This window comes from Methanobrevibacter sp. (assembly GCF_017427765.1).
GTDB lineage: Archaea > Methanobacteriota > Methanobacteria > Methanobacteriales > Methanobacteriaceae > Methanocatella.
The window spans coordinates 1-22,588 of record NZ_JAFRSC010000011.1; the positions used below are offsets into that span (position 1 = coordinate 1).

Sequence of the window (22,588 nt, forward strand, 5' to 3'; positions counted from 1 at the left end):
AAAAAATACATGAGCAAAAGATACCAAAAGACCCTTCGAACATACTGGAAATGGCAAGATAAAAAAACAAACAAAATCAAAGACACATACCACAAAATAAGCCACGACCTAGTTAAAGCTTATGATTTAATATGTATGGAAAATCTAAACATTAAAAGCATGTTCAAAAATAAATACTGGAGCCCTAAGCTTCAAAGAATAGCATTATACTCGCTGGTGGAAAAAATCCGCTACAAAGCACAATGGCACAACAAAGAATTCATACAAGTAAGCCGGTGGTATCCATCAAGTAAAAATTGCCACCACTGCGGATACTACAACCATGAATTGGAATATGAAAAAGAATGGATTTGTCCGCAATGCGGAAAACATCATAACAGAGATATTAACGCCAGCAAAAACATACTACATGAAGGAATAATGATTCTTCAAGAAAAAATAATAAAGAACCTCCGGGACGGGGGGGATAGCACGGTAAATCTAGATGCATTAGCATCTACAGCCCGTGAAGTAAGAATCCTCGAGCTCCACAGCTCGAGGTAGTTCAATTAAATGGTGGTACTTGATGTCATGATGATTCACATGATTGTTCCATAGTTTTAAATTTAAAAAAAGGGCTTTGTAGAAATCCTCATTTTTATTGAATTTGAGTTGATCGATAGATGTTGTAGATTGTATTTTTGAGTTTTATTTCTTTGTTTGATAATTGTAGGCTTCTACTTCTGTTTGTTCCGTTGAATATCCTTTTTATTACGCTAAATATTGATTCTACATTGTTTCTTCTTGAGTAGATTTCTTGGTTGAATTTGTTTTTGCTTTTTAATCGATAATGTCCTGTTTTTGCTCTGGTTTTTAGTGGTATTTGGTCTTGTGCTTTTGCTTCTTCGTTTATGCATTTTTGATGGGTTCTGTGTCGTATGCTCTGTCGGCTAGGATGTATTTTGGATTGTATTTCTTCATGTTTCTTATTGCTGCTATTGCGAATCGTGTGTCGAATCTTGGGCCTCTTTGAGCTGCGAAATGGAGTATTAATCTGCTTTCTACATCGATTGAAATATGGTTTTTTATGTAGCTTTTTCTTTCTTTTTGTCTGATTATGGCGTAATATTTGTCTGCGTAGTCGTTGGTGAATCCACTTCCGTCCAAAGCAATTATTTTACCATTGATTTGATGATTGATTAATATTTGTTTGTTTAATTCTTCTAATATTGATGTGGGTAGTCTTTGAAAGAATTTCTGGAGTGTTGTGTAATGTGGAACCTTTTTTAAGTGCAGATATTTTTGTATTTTATCAGATAATTCTAATAAATCTGTTATTTTGTCTGTATGTGCTTCTGGTGTAGATTTTTACTGCTAAAAGTGTGAATAATGCAGGTTGTGTGAAGTCATGCTTTGAAAAATGACTTGAATATTTATTTAACACAATTTTTGAGTATTTAAATACATATTTGATGAATTTTAACAGTTTGTTTGGCTTAATATCCTTGTTAATTTCTTTAATTTTTTTAATTGCTGGTTTTTCAAAACCAAAATCCGAAAGATTTAATTGCTTTGAAAACATACTACTAACTGGAGAATAGGTATTTTCTTTGTTCATATTAATATTTATTCTCCGTTTTACTATATATAATTATATATTGCTTATTTTTTCTAATCGATGTGAAATTTCAACTGTAAATTCGAATAAAAAATAAACAACTCATTTCAAGAGATTTTAAATAAAAATAGAAATAAAAATAGATTTTTAAAAAATTTTTGCGAAAATCAAATAGGATTTCTACAAAGCCAAAAAAAGAAAAAAATGTGAGAAAAAAGTAATCTCACTTAGTTAATTGTTATTTTTACAGATTTGTTTGATCCGCTGTAGGTATTGTCGCCTGCAAAGTTTACAGCAGCGTTGTAAGTGCCTTTCTTAGTGATATCTAATTTGAAGGTAGCTTGACCTTTTGTGTTGGTTTTTGCTGTGTAGGTTTTACCGTTTACAGTAAGTTTAACTGTTTTACCATCTCGGAGGTATGTTTTACCGTCAAGGGATGAACCTTTTATTGTTTTAAGGGTTACTGTATATGATTTGGTTTTTGCAGATGCTTTATAGGATTTGTCGGAAGCAGATATGCTTGTAGTTTTCTTGTTTACGGTAATTTTGTATACATTAAATGCTCCAAGGTTGTCGTCATCTCCTAAAAATCCTACAGCAAATGTGTATGTTCCTGCATTTGCCAGGTTGATTTGAAGCTGAGCCCATCCTGCATCATCGGTTGTGGTATTGTATACTTTGCCGTTGAATCCTATTTTTACAGACTTGTTGGTCAGTGCCTTGCCGTTATTGTCGACGAGTTGAACCTTGAAGTAACCTCCTCTTTCGCCTGCATGATAGTCAATGGCGTATTGTGTGAAATCCTCACCCAGGATGTTTGTTTCACTTCTTATAGGTGTCATATCCTTTAATGTGATTGTGGCATTTGTTGATAAAATCACATCGTTGCCGGCATAGTTCAGCTCAATTGTGCTGTTTTTGGTGATGTTAATTACAGCAACTCCTTCATCGTTGGTGACAGCACCAAAGGTTTTACCATCAAGTGAATATGTCAGATTTGCATTTGGAATTGGTTTTCCATATCTGTCCTTGAGAATTACAGTAATATTTCTCATGCTGACGGTGAAATTGACCGGAATTTCTGCTCTTGTGATGTTGTAGTCAATGTATGTAACATTGACATTGTAAGACCCAACATCCAGGTTTGGAATGACAAGTGTTGCGATTCCATCTTTCACATCAGCATCATATTCAACATCATTGACATTAACAACTGCTTTGCCGTTGTTCAATGGGGCTATGATGCTGCTGTTTACCTGAACTTTAATGTTGACGTCATTGCCGTAGACAACATCTTCAGCTTCAAGGATTTCCATGCTTATTGTATCGTTTACTAATGGTTTATCGCTTGAAACGTTGTTTAAAGTTAATTTGGCTCCATATTCGGCATTAATGCAATCTTCACCATTGCCTTTGAATTCAGAATCGCTGATGGTCATATCGTTAGTGGTTTCAATTGCTTTGCCTGATTCTATTGCGGTGTTGTTTTCCAGTAATGTGTTTCTTATTGTTAATGATTCGTCATTATTGATTGCTCCGCCATATCCTGCATTGTTGTTTGTAAATTGGGAGTTTGTTATAGTTGTTTCACCGTCATTGTCTAGTGCTCCACCATATTCTTTTGCAGTGTTGTTTGCAAATTTGGAGTCTGTTATTGTCATGTCACTTCCATAAGTATAGATTGCTCCACCACTGTACTTTGCAGTGTTTTGTGTGAAGTTTGAGTTTGTTATTTCAATTTCACCATCATCCCCATAGATTGTTCCGCCGTATCTTGCGGTGTTCTGTGTGAAGTTCGAGTTTGTAATGCTTGTTTTACCATAATCATTATAGATTGCTCCACCACTTCTTGATGCGGTGTTGTTTACAAATTGGCTGTTTTCAATATTTGCTTCGCCCCGGTCATTATCGATTGCTCCACCATATGGTGCATTGTTGTTTTCCAGTCTACAATTATTCATATCCAGATAATACCTGTTTTCGATTGCTCCTCCGTATCTTGCGGTGTTTTGTGTGAAGTTGGTGTTTGTTATTTCTATTTCACCATTATCGTTGTTGATTGCTCCGCCGTATTCTTTTGCAGTGTTGTTTGAAAATTGGGAGTCTTTTATAATTATTTCATGATCATAATGGCTTATGACTCCACCATATTTGGCGCTGTTGTTTGCAAATGAAGAGTTAAAAATTTCTATATATCCGGAGTTGTAGATTACTCCTCCATTGTAGTCTGCATGATTGCCCGTGAACTCGTCGTCTGTTAGGGTTAAACTGCCTCCTTCATTACGGATTGCTCCACCGTATTTTGCATTGTTTTCTGTAAATTGGGTGTTTGTTATGCTAATTTTAGCAATTTCTTCATTATAAATTGCTCCTCCTTCGAATGCATTGTTTTGTGCAAATTTGGAGGTGTCTATATTTAAGTTACATACATCAGCATAGATGGCACCTCCGGTTGGAGCATTGTTTTGTGTAAATGAAGTATTCGCAATATTTGCAAAACTTTCTTTAACATATATTGCACCGCCCTTTTCACTTGCTTTGTTGTTTGTGAAATTACAATTTGTCACAGTAGCATCTCCTTCAAAGTCAATGGCTCCACCATAATCAGAAGCAGTGTTATTAATAAAATTACAATTTTCTACATTACCAGTATTATTGAAGTAAATTGCACCACCATATAAACTGGCGGAATTGTCTGTGAATTTGGAGTTGGAAATTGCTAATTCACCACTTGCAGAATTAATAGCGCCTCCACGTCCTTTATTCCCGTTTGCTTTATTGTTTGTGAAATTACAATTTTCAACACTACCTGATGACATCCTTATAGCACCGCCCCATTCAGAAGCAGTGTTATTGATGAAATTACAATTTTTTACAGTACTCATATCATAGATGAAAAGTGCGCCTCCGTCATTGGATCCAGTGTGATTAGCAAAATTACAATTATCTACTGTACCTCCCATATAGAAGTAAGCTGCTCCTCCCCGGTCAGAAGCTTTGTTGTCTGTAAAATTACATTTTGTTATGGTGCCTTCATCAAGGAAGTAGATTGCTCCTCCACGATTGGAAGCGTTGTTGTTGGTAAAGTAACAGTTTTCAAAATCGCCTGATCTAATCCAGACAGCACCACCATTTCCATTGGTTGCGGTGTTATCACTAAAATTACAACTTTCTACAAAGCCCCCACCATTAAGGTAGATTGCAGCACCACTATCGGAAGCAGTGTTATCAGTAAAATCGCAGTGTTCTACATTACTTTCGCTATTAAAGTAAATTGCACCACCATATCTGGATGCAGTGTTATTGATGAAATTACAATTTTTTACAGTACTCATATCATATATGTAAAGTGCGCCTCCGTCATTGGATACTGTGTTATCGGCAAAATTACAATTATCTACTGCACCTCCTGCATAGAAGTAAGCTGCTCCTCCACGGCCAGAAGCTTTGTTGTCTGTAAAATTACATTTTGTTATGGTGCCTTCATCAAAGAGGTAGATTGCTCCTCCACGATTGGAAGCGTTGTTGTTGGTAAAGTAACAGTTTTCAAAACCGCCTGATCTAATCCAGACAGCACCACCATTTCCACTGGTTGCGGTGTTATCACTAAAATTACAATTTTCTACATTACTAGTATTATTAAAGTAAACTGCACCACCATGGCGTGAAGCAGTGTTACCAGTATAATTACAATTTTCTACAGTACCATTTTCTTTAAAGTAAACTGCACCGCCATCGCGGGTTGCTGCGTTATCAGCAAAATTACAATCTGTCAAAGTACCGAAATACATCTTGATAGCTCCACCATCACGGGTTGCGGTGTTATTAGCAAAATTACACTTTGTTACATTGCCTGAAGACATCCAGATAGCACCACCACTACGGTTTGCGGTGTTATCAGCAAAATTACAACTTGTCACTTCACCATTACTAATGAAGTAAACTGCGCCACCATAATTTGCATGGTTATCAGTAAAATTACAATTTGTTACTTCTCCATTACTATTAAAGTAAATTGCACCACCATTTTCCGCGTGATTGTTCTTAAATGAAACTTCTTTAATAATGCCCTCACCAGCAGCTATTGCACCGCCGTTAATTGCAGAATTACTAATAAATTCGCCATTGAATATCACGTTTTCAAAGCTTTCAAAGAAGTTAACTCCTCCGCCTCTAGAAGCATTATTGTTGATGAAATTGCTGTTGAATGTAATGTTATGAGGAGTTTGGCGATAGTTTACGCCCCCACCATTCAGGGCTGCAGTATTGTTTATAAACTCAGCGGTGAATGCGCAATTTGTTGACACATCCTTAAATGTTATTGCTCCACCGTTTCCAACAGATGGATCAACTTTTCCTAAAGCACTGTTGTTTGTGAAATAACCGGTAAAGTTATTGTTATTGGTAGTGTTGTAGAAAAATATTGCTCCTCCGCATGATTTGGCAACATTGGATGTGAAGTTTGAGTCGAATTTATTGTCATTTGCCTTTTTGTAAAAAAAGATTGCGCCGCCGTAGAGTGCGTAATTGTTCTCGAAAATGCTTTCTAAACTATTGTTTTCAGCCAAACTGTTGAAAAATATTGCTCCTCCACTGGCTTTTCTTGCACTATTATTATAAAAGTCGGCAGAAATTATGTTATTGGAAGATTTGGCTTGGAAGCATAATGCTCCACCGGTTCTTTCAGCCGCATTACCTTCAAAATAACCAGCAATTATGACGTTATCTGTTTCATTGTTAAAGAATATTGCACCACCCCTGGTAGCACTGTTATTAATAAAAGTAGAGTTGATTTCACAATTAGAAATATTGTCATCAGTTCCTTGCCAGTAAATCGCACCGCCATCAGATTCTGCTGTATTGTTGGAGAATTTACAAGTAGTTACTTCCCCATCAGTTCCTTGCCAGTAGACTGCACCGCCATTAGATTCTGCTGTATTGTTGGTAAAGTGAGAGTCGTTAATTGTTCCATTATATGCATTCCAGTAGACGGCACCACCATTATCTGCTTGGTTATTGGCGAAGCTAGAGTTGTTTGTTATTCCATTATATGCATACCAGTATATTGCACCACCATTGGATGCTTGGTTGTTAGTGAAATTACAATTAACTAGCGTACTATTGCTTCCTTCCCAATAGACTGCACCACCATTATCTGCCTGATTGTTCATGAAATTACAGTTCTTCAATAATCCATATCTTTTTTGCCAGCTAATTGCAGCACCATTGGATCCTGTGTTGTTTATGAACTTGGAGTTGTTCATTATTCCATTTTCTCCTTCCCAATAGACTGCACCACCGTCGTTTCCATTATTTTTAATGAAACTACTATTATTTACAGAACAATCAAGAGCATTAAGGTCACAGAAAAGTGCACCGCCATTAATTGAGGTGTTATTTACAAAATTGGAGTTGTTAATTCTTCCATTAACTCCATTCAAGTAAACTGCACCTCCTCTTTGTGATCCTTGGTTGTTGGTGAAGTTACAGTTGTTTATTGTTCCATTAGCAGAATTTGAATCCCATTGGATTGCACCACCACTAAATTTTGTTGCGGTGTTGTTTATGAAATTGGAGTCGTTTATTGTTCCATTAACTCCGCACCAGAAGACTGCACCTCCCCTTAGTTTTGCAAGGTTGTTGGTGAAGTTACAGTTGTTTATTGTTCCATTAGCTCCATACCAGTAGATTGTACCACCATTATCAGTAGCATTACCATTTATGAAGTTAATATTTTTTAATGTAACAGTGTTTGCTGTAATATTGAATATTCTTGCAAGTCCTGCTCCATTGATTGTGTGTCCTTGTCCGTCAATAATGAAATTTGGCTTGTCAATTACAATTCCATCAGTATAATTTGAATCCTTTTCAGGGTTATAAGTATAATTTTTTGTTAATTGTATTGTGCCTGTTGTTGAGTTGGCAATTTCTTCATTCAAAGCTGAAAAATCACTAATCTCATTTTCTCCATCCGTTAATTTTTCTTCAGAATATAAATTAGTTTGTGCTACTATTTCATTTGCATTCATACCATTATCTTGTGCTATTATTCCCTCAGATGTATTATCTGCTGCGCTTATGCAAGATAAAGTGATTAAAGCAAATAAAATCATCGTAGATACAATAATTTTATGTTTAATAAAAATTCCTCCTATTGTATAAATAGATTATATAATATTAATTTTTTAAATAGAATATATAAAAACTTATTTTTTTTAGGAAAATTCATTGTTTTTTATTTAATGATATGAAATTTATTTTTTTTAACAGATTCTTACAATCATATCTTTTTTGTCATGTTTCTAATGGATGAATTGTAAAAATAAAAAGAATGGTAGTGGATGTGGGGTTGCATCTATATGTCATAATAAAATACTCCAGTTTAAAGCATTCCATTAAAAATAATTTCATATATGTGCAATTAAATAAGTATTTTTGCAATCAAATACATGTTAAATTAATCGTTAAAATAAAAATTGGATAGGTTGAAATAATTCTAAATTTCAAACCTTTTTGTTAAAAATTTTTTTCTACTAAAAAAGCAATATGATCTTTTTCATAAGGTTCAAGTTTAACTTTTTCTATAATTCTAAAACCTTTTTCCTTTAATTTCTTTTCCTGTTCCTTAAAAATCTTTTTAGGTTTTTGCACTACATCAATACTTCTGGCTTTAATCATTAAAAAACCGATGCCGTCATCTTTTGCAAACAGGTTCATATTTCTCATGAATAGTTCGCTTTGTGTCGGTTGTGCAACGTCACAGTATACCAAATCTGCTTTTTCGACAATATTCAAATATTCCTTCGGTTTTGTAGCATCTCCTAAAATCGGAGCGATATTTGGTCTTTGGCGAGAAAGTTGAACTAATTTTTTAGCTGTTGTAGGTGAAAACTCAACAGCATAAACTCTTCCATTGACTGCAATGTCTGAAATGTGTGAAACAGTTGTTCCTGTTGATGCACCTAAATACATTATCTTTGAATTATCTTGAATATCTAAATTTTCCAATCCGTTTAAAAGAGCTGCAGCCAATTTTGACCTTCTAGGATTCCATATCCTATATTCGACGTCTTCTTTTATTAACTCTTCTCCATATACTGAAATTCCAGGAGTTAAATTTTTTGTGGCAACACTGCCATCTTTGAAATAAACGTTCATTTTTTACCTCCTTTTCTTTCTTTTTTTATTTTTCCTCTTCTTGTTTTTAGATTTGGATTTTTCTTCTTTTCTTTTTTTAGTGGTTTTTGTTGGGAAAGGATTATTTTTTTCAATTTCCTCTACTTTTAAAACAAAATCGTTAAATGCATTTTCATCGAATGTTTTTGTAAACACATCTCTTCTAACGGCCAATGAAATTTTACCTGCAAGCATTCGCGCAATTTTTCCTCGATTCCACCAGTTGGCACCTCTTACCTGAGGATGCTGGTATATTAATCCATATTTTGGTGGTCTGTCGCCACTTTTTAAATGTCTGAATAATGCTTTTTCAGCTCCCATTATCTGAACGGTACTTGACGGATAAATTGCCAGGCGTTTTATGCCTCCTGCATGTGAAATCAGTTTGGCACCTAGTGATGAGCCAACTAACAGTCTTAAATTTGGTGCAATGGCTTCCATTTTATTGTCAATATATTCTTCAATTTCCTTTCTTGTTTTTTGAAGTTCATAAATGGATTGGGCATATTTGTTCATTATCTCCAGGTCTTGCGGATTAATGTCGTCTTCCAAGTCAAGAACATTGGTTGGGAATGCTTCGGGTTTGGCTTCAATAATATTTTCTTTAGTTTTATTTTGAGAAATCAATTTGATGTATGTCTCGTTGCTTCTTATGACATCCATTTCCGGGAAATATAGTGCATACCATTCTCTGATACGTTCAATTAGCTTTGAAATTGTCTCATCGATTTCATCTATGGAATTTATGGCCTGAATTAAATGTTTATCTTCACTTGCTGATTCTTTCTTGATTTTATAAATGGCCAATCTCTGATAAATCTCTGTTATTTCTTCATGATTAAGGCCAAATTCAGAGTAATTATTCCTTAAATACTCTCCTCCCTGATTTGGAGTCTGTATTTTTATCTTATCATTGTTATAGTCTGAAAGCCTTTTATTGGATTCAATAATAATCTCATCATAATCTTTTGAAACTTTTTCGATTATTTTAGCTTCTTCATCAACAATTTGTTTTTCTTCAATTTCAGCCAATCGGTTAATTATTTCATTTTCGGGAAATAATTCTTCAGCAATTAATTTATTTTCATTATTAAACGCTAAAAATCCCTTAATTGAGTAAGTTATATAACATTCCATGTTTTAACATATTCTTTTTATTTTTAATAAATATTATGAAAAGCTTTAATTTATTAAAAAGTTAAATTAAATTCTATACAAAATACTATTTTTTTGGATTTGTAAGCATGTCAAATGAAAGTATCAGAGATTTAAAAAATGAAATTGAACTAAAGGAAGCCGAAATTGATGAACTTAATATGGAACTTCAACAAAAAATAGAAGAAATCAACAAATTAAAACTTTATTCCACTAAATTAAAGTATCAAAACAAGAATCTGGAAGATAAACTGGATACGAAAATAGATTATGACAAGGCGACAATGAAGGAACTTGATGATTTGTCTGAAAAAATCAAGGAAAAGGAAGAAATCATTGAAGACAAACAGGATCAGGTAAAATATCTCAGGTCATTGATTGACGATTATCGAAATCAGATAACTGCAAATACAGAAAACCTGGAAGTTCAAATAAGAAAAATTTCTAAGTCTTATGAAGATTTGCTAAAACAAAAGGACATGATAATTCAAAAACAGGACGAACAAATTGCAAATTTAATTAAATCCAAAGAAGAAATAATCAAATCCAATAAAACTAATGTTATTAGCTTAAAACTACAAAATGAAAAATACCAAGAAATTATTGATAAATTAACAAAAACTAATTAAACAATTAATTACAAAGTAGATATTATGTTAAAGACAAATGTTTGTGGAGTAGAATTTAGAAATCCTCTGATGCTGGCTGCGGGCATAATGGGCAGCAATGCATCATCTATGAACTGGATTTTAAAATCAGGTGCCGGTGGAGTAGTTTCAAAATCTTTTTCTCTAAATCCTCATCCGGGTTATCCAAATCCAACAACTGTTGCTGTTGATGGAGGCATTTTGAATGCAATCGGACTTTCAAATCCTGGGGTAGATAATTTTAAAGAGGAATTAAAAAAAATAGAACGGGAAAATAATGTTGTTATAGCTTCAATTTATGGAGCAACCCCTGATGAATTCTCTAAATTAGTTGAAGATGTTCAGGAATATGTTGATATGATAGAACTGAACATATCATGTCCTCATGCTATGGAAGGTTTTGGTGCGTCAATTGGTCAGGATTGTAATTTAAGCCATACTATTGTGGCTGCAGCGAAAGATGCTTCTGATGTTCCAATTATTGCAAAATTAACTCCAAATGTAACTGATATCACTGAAATTGCAAAAACTTGTGAAGATGCGGGAGCCGATGCTTTATCATTAATCAACACATTAGGTCCTGGAATGAAGATTAATATTGATGTTGCAAGACCGGTTTTATTCCATAAATCAGGTGGAATGAGTGGTCGTGCCATTAAACCGATTGCAATTAGCAATGTTTATTCAGTTTTTGAAGCTGTTGAAATTCCTTTAATTGGTGTTGGAGGAATATATTCTTTTGAAGATGTTGTAGAATTTATTTATGCCGGTGCAAGAGCTGTTCAAATAGGTACAGCCATCATGGATGAAGGTGTTGAAGTATTTGACAATATCAATAAAGGTTTGGAAAAATTCATGAGCGAAAAAGGATTTTCATCTATTGATGAAATGGTCGGTCTGGCACATAGGGAGTTGTAAACATGATAAATGAACCAAAAATTGTTGAAATTAAAGAAATTATTGATGAAACTCCTACTATTAAAACTTTTAAATTTAATTGGGATATGGAAACATTAGGTCGTCCGAATCCAGGCGAATTTGTAATGGTTTGGAATTTTAAAAATGAAAAACCTATGTCCATTTCTCAAATCAATGATAATGAATTGGCTATCAGCGTAAAAAATATTGGTGAATTCACTTCCCAATTGCATGATTTGAAAATTGGTGATGAAATAGGTGTCAGAGGTAGCTATGGTAATGGATTTAACAATTCATTTGAAGACAAGAAAATATTGGCTATTGGGGGCGGTGTTGGAATGGCTCCTATTAATGCAATAGCCGGTGATTTGGTTAAAAAGGGAAATGTGGTTGATGTTGTTGCGGCTGCAGTTAATAAGGATGAATTATTATACGCCGATTCTTTAGAGGAATTAGGTGCGAATGTTCATCCGTGTACTGATGACGGAAGTTTCGGGTTTAAAGGATTTGCAACTGACTGCACTTTAAGTTTGCTTGAAGATTCCTCTTATGATTACGCATTTGTCTGTGGTCCTGAGATAATGATGAAAGGCGTTTTCGATATTCTTGAAGATGCTTCTATTCCTGGCCAGTATTCACTTGAAAGATATATGAAATGTGCTCTGGGAGTATGCGGCCAGTGCTGTGTTGACGGTGAGGGTTGGAGAATTTGTGTTGAAGGGCCAGTATTTGAAAATGATAAGATATATCAAATTTCTGAATTTGGAAAATATAGAAGAGATGCCTGCGGTGTAAAATACTAATCCGGATGATATTATGGGAGTAGATATTAAAAGTTACTTAAATCCACCAGTATTGCTGGTTATATTTTTAATTGTAGTTTCATTAATGTTCATATTCCCAGTTTTAAACATGATTCTTTTAGGGGCTATTTTGGCTTATCCGATTAAGCCGGTTGCCGATAAAATTCAGTCAAAATTAAATTTTTCATCCCTTTCAATTATTCTGGCAATGATCGTTGTTTTAATACCCTTGATAATTCTCATAGCGTATATTTCATTTGAGATATCCTCAATAATTACTTCAATGTTTGCAAGCCATTATTATTTGGATATGGACAGCATTATTTCACAGTTGCCGTTCAGTCTTGATTCTGTTAATAACTCAATAAATTCTTCTATAAATGAAATTGCTAAATATGTATTGAGTTATATTGTTAAATTTTTAAGCAAATTCATTAATATTACTTTAGACTTGTTTATACTGATTTGTTCAGTATTTTATTTTGTTCGTGATGGAGACAAATGTATAAGTTTCATAAGAGATTTCGTTCCAGACGATTCTAAAAACTTTTTTGATAATACACTTGAATCTATAGAAGATGTCCTAAGAAGCATTTTTTACGGACACTTCTTAACATCAGTTATTATTGGTATTTTTGGAGCAATAGGATACTCTCTTTTAGGTTTTCCTCATGGAATATTTTTAGGTGTTTTAACAGGCATTTTCCAATTGATTCCAATATTCGGGCCTTGGCCAATATACTGGACATTGTTCTTTGTTGATATTGCAACAGGTAATTATCCAAGAGCAATTGTTGTTCTGCTGTTTGGATTTTTCTTAAGCACTATAGATATGTACATAAGGCCAGCACTATCAAGCCATTATGCTGAGATACATCCATTAATTTTACTAATTGGCTTTTTATCAGGTCCTTTAGTGTATGGTATTGTTGGTTTTATTGTAGGGCCTCTAATTTTAGGAATAACATACACTGTTTTAGACAATTACAGAAAAGAATATCTCATTGGAGATGAATGAATGCAAAAGAATGTTGTTATTTTAGATATTGATTATGTTACCTTTGAAGAAAAACCAGTAATTAGATTATTTTCCAAAGAGGGAGATAAAAACATAATTTTGCTTGATGATACATTTGAACCATATTTATATGTGGTATCTGATGATTTAGAGGAATGCATTTGCGAAATTAATGAAAATCTTGATGTTGTTCGTGTAGAAAAAGTTATCAAAAAAGATTTTCAAATAGAAAAGGAATTCTTAAAAGTCACATTTAAACATCCTCAGGATCTTGCTAAAAATAGGGATGCTTTAAGGGATTTGTCCAGTGTTGTTCAAATAAGAGAGTTTGATATTCCATTTTATAGAAGATATCTGATGGACCGTGATGTAATTCCTATGACTGAAGTTGTGGCTGTCGGTGAGCAAGTCGATTCCTTTTTAAATTTGGATAGTAAAAAACAAGACTTGACAATTATTAAGTTAACAGAAGATTTGAAACGTGTAAAGGAATATCCTCAAAAATTCAGAATTTTGAGTTTTGATTTGGAAGTTAGAAACCCTCACGGGATGCCAAATTCTGAAGAAGATGAAATCATCATGATTGGTGTGGCCAGCAATTTTGGCGTAAACCAGGTTATTTCAACTAAAACTAACTCTGAAGATAGAGATGATTTTGTAAATCAGGTTTCATCAGAACGAGAGATGATTCAGGAATTTGTAAAGATTATCAAAGACAATAATGTTGATATTATTGTGGGTTACAATTCAGATAATTTTGATTTCCCATATCTTAAAGACCGTGCAAAGATTTTAGGTGTGGATTTAGATATTGGAATGGATGAATCTGAGGTCAAGTATATTAGAAGAGGCTATGCCAATGCCGCATCTCTTAAAGGGTTAATCCATGTAGATTTATACCTTGTCATGAGGAGGTATATGACTCTTGAGAGATATACATTGGAAAGAGTTTATTATGAATTGTTCGGTGAAGAAAAAATTGATGTTCCCGGAGAGAGAATTTGGGAATTTTGGGACAACGGCGGTGAAGAGTTAGATAATCTATTTGATTATTCTCTTGATGATGTAATATCCACTTTAAAAATTGCTGAACAGACATTGCCTTTAAATTTAGAACTTACCCGTATCATCGGACAACCATTATTCGATGTTTCCCGTATGGCTACAGGCCAACAGGCAGAATGGTTTTTAGTAAAGCAGGCTTATTTTGATGATGAAGTTGTACCTAATAAACAAGGATCTAATTTTGCTGATAGAGCTAATGCCGAAGACAATGAAGGCGGATATGTTAAAGAGCCTGAAACCGGGCTTCATGAGAATCTGGTTCAATTCGATTTTAGAAGCCTGTATCCCAGCATTATTATCTCAAAAAATATATCTCCTGATGTTATGGTTTTGGGAGATGTGGAAAATGAAGATGACTACAATATTTCACCTGAACATGGCTTGAAATTCAAGAAAAATCCTCAAGGTTTCATTCCATCGGTTATTGATAAAATCTTGCAGGAACGTTTCAGAATCAAGCGTGAAATGAAAGCATCAGAGGATGCTCAGGAGAAAAAAGCTTTAGATGTACAGCAACAAGCTATTAAACGGCTTGCTAATACGATGTATGGTATTTATGGTTTCCCACGTTTCAGATGGTATTCATTTGAATGTGCAAAAGCAATTACTTCTTGGGGAAGGCAGTATATTAAATCATCCATAAAAAAAGCGGAAGAATATGGGTTTTATACAATATACGCTGATACTGATGGTTTTTATGCTAAGTATAAAAAAGAAAAAAGGTAAGAGATTTTAATTCTCTTTAATTTATTTTGTAATTTTAATACTGGATGTAGCAGTTTTTGCTGTGCAGTATTTATTTCCAGATGTCACTACAACTTTGTGAGTTCCAACTTTTAAGGATTTTACATTAAGTTGTGCAATTCCTTTTGAGTTAGTTTTTACAGTGTAAGTCTTAAAGGATTTACCTGTGTAAACTTTAATTTTTACATTTACTCCTGAAATTACTTTATTGGTTTTTGTGTTTTTCACAGTAACTTTAAAGTATGTGTTTTTACCTTTTTTAGCGGTTAATTTTGCAGGAGACAATTTAGTTGGAGCTTTATTGACAATTATTTTGGTTGTAACTGAACTGGCTGTAAAGTTTTTAGATTCTCCTTTAGAAACGACAACCTTGTAAGTTCCAGGGTTATAGTCGATTTGGAGTCTTAATTTACCGTCGGATCCAGTTTGACCAGTGTAACTGTAGTATTTATATTTGGTAATATAAACTTTGATGTTAAGTTTACCACCGAAAATCGCTTTATTGTTTTTACTGTTGGTTAGTTTAACAATAAAGTTCTTTCCTTGTTTGTAGTATGCTGTAGTTTTTGAAGCACTGATTTTAGCACTAGCCTTTTTAACAGTTATGGTTTTAGTAACTGTAGGAGCATCATATCTGTTATCTGCTAAGCTGACAACCATTTTATGTGTTCCAACAGCTAGAGGTACAGCAAATGTGACTGCTCCTTTATTGTTTGTTTGTAAAACATAGTTAGCACTTTTTGAACCGGTATAAAGCTGGACAAATACATATGCTCCTGAAATGCCTTTACCTTTACTGTCAGTTACAGTAACGGTTGCGGTATTGTCACTGTTGTAAGTAATGGAATAATTTTTTGTAACAATTTTAGCAGGAATTTTAAGAATTGTGATGCTTCCGCTGACATTTTTATAGTTGATGTTGTCAGTTTCATTGTTACTAACAGTCATTGAATAAGTTCCGCTGATTAATCCAGTAACATTAATTTGGCTAATTCCATTATCATCAGTCTGGAAGTAGTAATCTTTTCCAACTGTATTAGGCATACTTAAATGGAGAATGACTCCAGCCATTGGAGTGCCTGTTTTAGCGTTTGTTACATTAATGACAACTTTCTTTTCGCTACCGTACTGTTCTTTATATGGAACAATTTCAATGTTGATTGTAGCTTTTGAGATAGTTGCATCAAAACTTGCACTGCCGTTGATGCCGGTTCCGGTTACTTTAAATACATAATCTCCAATTGGGGCGAATGTGTATGTGGATATAACGAAACCTGGGTAGAAATCTTTGTTTGGCAATGCTGCAACACCATTGGAATCTGTTGTAATTGTAGTGTCTGAATTTATACTGAAGCTTGAGTCAGATGAACGTTTAATCCAACTTAAGTCTGTGGAATTTTTCTTTCCGCTGACTTTAATGCTTTTATTTGCTAAAGTTTCATTAGTGTCTGCATCAATTACTTTAAATGTGAAATTACCTGTTGCATAATCCAAATCGGTAGATATAGGAATTATTTTAATGTTCCTAACTCTATTCAATGTTGTATTTGCACTAGCCAATTTGCCTTCTTCAGTATAATTTAATACTAAAGTAGCAGTATTTAAAGCTAAATCATAATTGAATATAATTTTTCCATTTGAAAGCTCAAATGTTTCAATTTCTTTAGTTTTGGTTTCATTTCCATCTTTGTAAATTAAAGATAATTTCAAGTAATTTTTATTAATTTCACTTACATCCACACCATTTGAAAGACTAATTGGAATAATGGTTTTATTAGTACTATTTACGTTTACAGATGTAGGTGCAGTAATAGTGTAATTTCCAATAACTGATAAGGTTATTTTTGTGGAAGAAGCAGTATAATTGTCATTTCCTAAATAACTGATGATTAAACTGTGATTACCAACAGCTAATTTATCTGTAATTGTCACAAGTGAGTTATTCAATTCGAAATTTACAGTTTTATTCGCTTCACTAACCTTAATGTCATTTTTTACAAATGAAACGTCATTAGATTCATTATCTTTTACAGCCACTGTGATGTTAGCAGTTTCCTTTTCGTTTATTCTAACATCATTAGAAACTACAGTAGTGTCTATTTTTTGTGTTGTATCTGCACTAAGAGTTTCATCTCCTAAAACAACACTATTGGATCCATAATTTGCTGATTGGATGTCTGCATCCATTGCAGCATCGCTAGCACAAACAGATCCGATACTTATCAATAGGAATATTGACATTACTATTAATAAGATATGAGAGTTTTTAAGTTTCATAACTTTTAATCCTCCTATTAGAAAAGAAAATTTTTTTTAAAAAATAGTTAAATTTTCTAGTATTATACATTTAAGTTGTTTTTAGCATATATAGTTTTGTTCATATATTATAAAATCATTTGTATTTTATGAATTTTAAACATAAGTTTAATACAAATCGAGATGAAATAATATGTCTAAATAATTATAAAAAAAAGGAATTTGAGAAGAATAATGACTATTCTTCCATGTAAGAATCTATGTCAATATCTAAATTACCACAGATTTCTTTTAATTGTTCATATAATTTTTCATCAATTGCAATACCATTTGCTTCAGCATCTGCAATTCTTTTGACTTCCAAATCTCCTGGAATAGCAACGGTTTCTCCGGTAGCTCTAATTTGTGAAACAAAGTCTTCGGTATGTTCAACAAATTCGCCAAAGTCACCAAATTTTGATGGGTCAATTACAACATATAAGTCTCCTTTTGTACAGTCTTTTGTTGGTGATGCAGTTCCAGTTACTCCATGACCGTATCCTGCCTGTACTAATGGTCCAGTTAAAATTTCAATTAATGCTGCAAGAGCATATCCTTTAAATCCTCCAAATGGCAATATTGATCCTTCAAGAGCAGCTTCAGGGTCATTGGTTGGATTTCCATCTTTATCTAATGCCCATCCATCAGGCAAATCTAGGCCTTTTCTTTTGGATTCAATAATTTTTCCACGTGCAGTAACAGAAGTAGCCATATCAACAGTAATGTAAGTTTCAGAAGGGATACCTAATGCAATAGGATTTGTTCCAATTAAAGGTTCCTTACCTCCTAATGGTGCAATTGCAGGGTCAGTATTTGCAAGCACTAAACCTATACAGTTTTCCCTTAATGCTAAATCAGAATAAAATCCGGTAACTCCGAAGTGATTGGTATTGTGAACTCCAACACATCCAATTCCAACTTCTTTTGCTTTTTTAATAGCTAATTGCATTGCTTTATATGATACTGCTTGTCCAAAACCGCTGTTACCATTGATTAGGGCAATTGCAGGGGTTTCTTTTTCTATAACAATATCTTCTTTTAAGTTTATTGTTCCTGCTTCGATACTAATTAAGTATTGTGGGAATCTTCCGAGCCCATGTGATGTAAATCCTTTTAAATCAGCATCTATTGTTGCTTCAGCTACAAATTCGCTGTCTTCTTCACTAGCTCCTAACTTCTTTAATATTTCCTTTACAAGAGCTATTTCATTATCTTTCATTATCTTCATTTACACACCTCTTAATTTTTATCAAATCAGTATTCAATTTCAGATCCTTCAAAAGCCTTGACGGTGATTTTTTCATCATCAGTTACTTTACCAATAATCTGGCAATTGCAGTATTCTTTTAAAGTATCCATTATTTTTTCAGCTTCACTTTCTTCACAAATGACAACAAAGCCGACACCCATATTGAAAACTCTGTACATTTCTTTAATGTCGACATTCTGTTCATAGATTAATTTAAATATTTCAGGAACTTCTGGAAGATCGTTAATATCATATCCGACACCTTTTTTCAAGCGTCTGAGATTTGTAAAACCTCCTCCAGTAATGTGGGCAAGTCCGTTAATATTGTATTCTTTTTCAAATAATGCTACAATAGGTTTAACATATAGTTCAGTTGGTCTTATTAACTCTTCACCAATGGTGGTTTCACCATTAGGCATTTTGTCATCTACAGAAAATCCGGCATCATCAAATAAAGCTTTTCTTGCCAAACTGTATCCGTTTGAATGAATTCCGTTACTTTCGATACCAATCAAAACGTTTCCAGGTTGGATGTTTTCGCCGGTAATGATTTTATCAATATCTACAAATCCGATACCTGTTCCTGCAAGGTCAAAATCTTTAATGATTCCTGGAAGGGATGCTGTTTCTCCACCAATTATTGCAATTTTAGATTCTTCAGCACCTTTAACGAGACCTTCTGCTATTTCGGAAGCTCTTTCAGGGTCAGGTTTTTCAACAGCAAGGTAATCTACTAAAGCTATTGGTTCAGCTCCGACACATAAAATATCGTTTACAACCATAGCAATACAATCAATACCAACTGTATCGTATTTGTTCATCATTTCAGCAATTAAAATTTTACTTCCAACACCATCAGTACTCATTGCAATAGCTTTATCACCTAATTTAACTAAAGCAGCATAATGACCACTGTCGGTAATAATATCTCTACATGATAATGTTGACTTAAGTTTGTCCGCTAATTTTGAAACAGTAACTGCTTCAAGGTCTATGTCAACACCGGATTCTGAATAAGTAACCATATTTACACCTATTGTCTATTTAAAGAATAAAATTAATTAATGTTGCAATATTTGCAACATTTCATAGTATTAATTATATTTAATTTACTATATAATTATTTTTAATGTATTCTAACACAATCTAAATTAATTGGAGTTTTAGTTTCAATTTTATAACTTCTATGGATTGAAGATGCCAAGTCCACAGTCTTGTATGGGTCTCCATGACATGTGATAACCTTTTCAGGTCTAGGATTAAGTCTTTTGACATATTCCATTAATTGTCTTCTGTTGGAGTGTCCACTAAATCCGTTAATTGTTTTTACTTCCATTCTTACGCAGAATTGTCTGGTCTTACCGTCATCATCTTCAAGAGGAATTTCTTTCCAACCTTTTTGGACTCTTCTTCCCATTGAACCTTCAGACTGGTAACCTACAAAGATTAATGTATTTCTTTCATCTTCACATAGCCATTTGAAGTATTCTACGGAGTTTCCTCCAGTTAACATACCTGATGTTGATAAGATGATTGCAGGGTCTCTGCTTTCAACAATTTCTTTTCTTTGGTCGTAGTTTTGAACTTTTTCAAACATTTCTGATACAAACGGATTTCTTCCCATGTGGAATATTTGATCTCTTAAATCTTTACTTAAGTACTCAGGTCTTGCAGTGTGGATTGCAGTTGCTTCCCAAATCATTCCATCAATGTAAATCGGTACTTCTTCAATCAATCCATGTCTCATATACTCTTCAAGCACTACCATTAATTCTTGCGCCCTTCCTACTGCAAATACTGGAACCAATACTTTTCCACCACGTTTAAGTGTTTTGTAGATGGTTTTCATCATTTCTTTTTCCGCATTGTTTCTAGAAGGTTGCACATCTTCTCTTCCACCATAAGTACTTTCCATAATAACGGTTTCAGCACGAGGGAATCTGATTGTTGCAGGTTCAAGTAATCTGGATGGTTCGTATTTAAAGTCTCCAGTATAAACTAGGTTGTGGGCTCCATCTCCAATATGCATATGGGATATTGCTGAACCTAGGATATGTCCTGCATTGTGTAGGGTTAATCTGATGTCTGGGGAAATATCTGTTACTTCACCATAATCCAGAGTAATGGTATTCTTAATAGCCTGTTTTACATGTTTGGATGTAAAAGGCAATGGATTACCCTCTCTGTGAGCTATATCCAGATGGTCGAATTGTAAAAGTGTTGTCAAATCTCTGGTTGGAGTTGTACAATAAACCGGTCCATCATATCCATAATGGAAAAGGTATGGTACAAATCCGCAATGATCTAAGTGAGCGTGAGAGATAATAACTGCATCCAATTCTTCAATTGAAAATTCTGGTGCATTCAAATAAGGGAATGCATTTTTATTATCTGATGCTGCTACATTAACACCACAATCTAATAAAACACGACTGTTTGGTGTTTGTAAAAGCATTGATGAACGTCCGACTTCTTTAAATCCTCCCATTGAAGTAACTCTTGCCCAATCATTAGGGTATTTGCTTCCTTGGTGAATTTGACGTCCGAGACGTTGTAATAATTTTTTCCTGTCTTTGCTGCTGTTCTTTTGTATGGTTCTTATTTTTCCAATAATGTCTGAACTAATTGGTGGGGTTCTTAATATTTTTGGAGCCCAACCGGTATTTTTTACAATATTTCTTGATGTAACACCATACTTTCCAATAACAAGTCCTGGTTTTTTAGCGGTAATTACCACTTCGCCAGTAACGGTGTCAAAGTAAATATCTGTAATTTCAGCACCATCAGGAACTATTTCATGAACTTTATTAATGGTTTCTTCAGGTTCAAGTAATGCGCTTTTATCTGATCTAATAATAATCCTTTTTCTTAAGTCTTTTGCAAGTGATCTTATTAAATCGCCGTTTTCGGTTATAATTTCTGGATTTTTGGTATAAACTACTACTTCAGGTCCTTCAAATTCCACTTTGGAAACCTGAATTTCATTAGGTAGTTTTTGCAAAATTTCTTTTTTAATTTCTTCTAAAATATCTGAAGTCATATAATCCCTTCAAAAAAAGTCATGTGTATTATTATAGTTTATGAAAAGCATTTAGCTATAATTAGTTGAATTTCATAAACTATCTACACATTTTTATATAAAAAATAGTTAGTTATGAAAAATTAGTCTTTTGCTTTATATCTTATCCAATATCTCATTAATTTTTTCATTATCTAACATTTCAAAGCCGTCTTTATCCACTTTAGCAACTAAATATCCGTTACCGGAGTATGTGTCACGTTCAGCAGCAGCTCTGATAGCTCTTATAGCTATTTCAATTCCTTCGTCAGTTGTCAAATCATCTCTAAATCTGTCTTCAAGAACTCCGTAAGCAACGATAGAACCTGAACCTGTGGAAATGTATGTGTCTTCAATCATACCACCCGCAGGGTCCAAAGAGTAAAGAGATGGTTTGTCTCCATCCATTCCTCCAAGTAATGTTTGAACATACATTGGTCCGGAACGTAATATGTTTGCTGTTAGGGATGCAGCTGCTTTAACGCTGATGTTGTCATTGTTTCTCATTTGATATAATGATACTTCTGCTTCAATGACTTTCATTAAACTTTGTGCATCTCCAACAGAACCAGCTATGGTTGTTACAATATGATCGTCAATTTTAAATATTTTTTCTGCGACTTTATGAGCTACCAAGTTTCCCATACTAGCTCTTCTTTCGCTTGCAAATACAACGCCATCTTTACAAGTAATTCCGACGGTTGTTGTACCTTCTAATATTTTGTCATCCATTTAAACACACCTCATATAGTATTTAAAATATTCTTATTTCAACTACTTCATAGGTAATATATTAAAATACAATTTATAGTTTTTATATAAATTTTATTTAAAATCAGAATCAATTATTAGTATAAACTAAC

16 protein-coding genes are annotated in these 22,588 nt (G+C 33.7%); 6 read left to right on the forward strand and 10 right to left on the reverse strand.

Annotated elements, in window-relative coordinates; translation table 11 throughout:
- A partial coding sequence (locus tag IJL02_RS02425) for a transposase (protein ID WP_292808654.1) occupies positions 1 to 543 on the forward strand: 543 nt, incomplete at its 5' end.
- A gap of 345 nt (positions 544 to 888) precedes the next feature.
- Here IJL02_RS02425 and IJL02_RS02430 read toward each other — a convergent pair.
- The 5 genes from IJL02_RS02430 to IJL02_RS02450 form a co-directional block, all read right to left on the reverse strand.
- Positions 889 to 1,146: a transposase gene (locus tag IJL02_RS02430; RefSeq protein ID WP_292808656.1), complete on the reverse strand. Its 258-nt coding sequence runs from the start codon at positions 1,144 to 1,146 to the stop codon at positions 889 to 891.
- Positions 1,147 to 1,291: 145 nt separating this feature from the next.
- Positions 1,292 to 1,597, reverse strand: coding sequence for a hypothetical protein (locus tag IJL02_RS02435; protein ID WP_292808658.1), 306 nt, complete (start codon positions 1,595 to 1,597; stop codon positions 1,292 to 1,294).
- Positions 1,598 to 1,824: 227 nt separating this feature from the next.
- Positions 1,825 to 7,710, reverse strand: coding sequence for a right-handed parallel beta-helix repeat-containing protein (locus tag IJL02_RS02440; RefSeq protein ID WP_292808659.1), 5,886 nt, complete (start codon positions 7,708 to 7,710; stop codon positions 1,825 to 1,827).
- Between the two features lie 403 nt (positions 7,711 to 8,113).
- Positions 8,114 to 8,755 carry a fibrillarin-like rRNA/tRNA 2'-O-methyltransferase gene (locus tag IJL02_RS02445; RefSeq protein ID WP_292808660.1) on the reverse strand — a complete coding sequence of 214 codons (642 nt, stop codon included), beginning with the start codon at positions 8,753 to 8,755 and terminating at the stop codon, positions 8,114 to 8,116.
- Between the two features lie 3 nt (positions 8,756 to 8,758).
- A complete protein-coding gene (locus tag IJL02_RS02450; RefSeq protein WP_292808662.1) occupies positions 8,759 to 9,910 on the reverse strand; it encodes an NOP5/NOP56 family protein in 1,152 nt (383 codons plus the stop codon).
- 107 nt (positions 9,911 to 10,017) lie between these two features.
- Here IJL02_RS02450 and IJL02_RS02455 point away from each other — a divergent pair, with 107 nt between their 5' ends.
- Genes IJL02_RS02455 through IJL02_RS02475 form a run of 5 tightly spaced genes read left to right on the forward strand, consistent with a single transcriptional unit; the run spans position 10,018 to position 15,105 of the window.
- Positions 10,018 to 10,557 (forward strand): glycosyl transferase, encoded by a 540-nt coding sequence (locus IJL02_RS02455; RefSeq protein WP_292808664.1) that lies wholly within the window; start codon positions 10,018 to 10,020, stop codon positions 10,555 to 10,557.
- Between the two features lie 24 nt (positions 10,558 to 10,581).
- Complete coding sequence (locus IJL02_RS02460; protein ID WP_292808667.1) at positions 10,582 to 11,493, forward strand: dihydroorotate dehydrogenase; 912 nt, start codon at positions 10,582 to 10,584, stop codon at positions 11,491 to 11,493.
- Positions 11,494 to 11,495: 2 nt separating this feature from the next.
- Positions 11,496 to 12,296 (forward strand): dihydroorotate dehydrogenase electron transfer subunit, encoded by an 801-nt coding sequence (locus tag IJL02_RS02465; RefSeq protein ID WP_292808669.1) that lies wholly within the window; start codon positions 11,496 to 11,498, stop codon positions 12,294 to 12,296.
- A 13-nt stretch (positions 12,297 to 12,309) separates the two neighbouring features.
- Complete coding sequence (locus IJL02_RS02470; RefSeq protein ID WP_292808671.1) at positions 12,310 to 13,314, forward strand: AI-2E family transporter; 1,005 nt, start codon at positions 12,310 to 12,312, stop codon at positions 13,312 to 13,314.
- Positions 13,315 to 15,105, forward strand: coding sequence for a DNA-directed DNA polymerase (locus IJL02_RS02475; RefSeq protein WP_292808673.1), 1,791 nt, complete (start codon positions 13,315 to 13,317; stop codon positions 15,103 to 15,105). It begins immediately after the preceding gene.
- A 21-nt stretch (positions 15,106 to 15,126) separates the two neighbouring features.
- Here IJL02_RS02475 and IJL02_RS02480 read toward each other — a convergent pair whose 3' ends face one another.
- The 5 genes from IJL02_RS02480 to psmB all read right to left on the reverse strand — a co-directional run bounded on the left by IJL02_RS02480 (position 15,127) and on the right by psmB (position 22,457).
- A complete protein-coding gene (locus IJL02_RS02480) occupies positions 15,127 to 17,400 on the reverse strand; it encodes a hypothetical protein (RefSeq protein ID WP_292808675.1) in 2,274 nt (757 codons plus the stop codon).
- A 217-nt stretch (positions 17,401 to 17,617) separates the two neighbouring features.
- Positions 17,618 to 18,646, reverse strand: coding sequence for an L-sulfolactate dehydrogenase (comC, locus tag IJL02_RS02485; RefSeq protein ID WP_292808677.1), 1,029 nt, complete (start codon positions 18,644 to 18,646; stop codon positions 17,618 to 17,620).
- 26 nt (positions 18,647 to 18,672) lie between these two features.
- The gene (gene purM, locus IJL02_RS02490; RefSeq protein ID WP_292808679.1) at positions 18,673 to 19,692 is read right to left on the reverse strand and encodes a phosphoribosylformylglycinamidine cyclo-ligase; all 1,020 of its coding nucleotides are present in this window, start codon (positions 19,690 to 19,692) and stop codon (positions 18,673 to 18,675) included.
- A 101-nt stretch (positions 19,693 to 19,793) separates the two neighbouring features.
- A complete protein-coding gene (locus tag IJL02_RS02495; RefSeq protein WP_292808681.1) occupies positions 19,794 to 21,707 on the reverse strand; it encodes a beta-CASP ribonuclease aCPSF1 in 1,914 nt (637 codons plus the stop codon).
- Between the two features lie 135 nt (positions 21,708 to 21,842).
- Positions 21,843 to 22,457: an archaeal proteasome endopeptidase complex subunit beta gene (gene psmB / locus IJL02_RS02500; RefSeq protein ID WP_292808683.1), complete on the reverse strand. Its 615-nt coding sequence runs from the start codon at positions 22,455 to 22,457 to the stop codon at positions 21,843 to 21,845.
- Between the last annotated feature and the right edge of the window lie 131 nt (positions 22,458 to 22,588).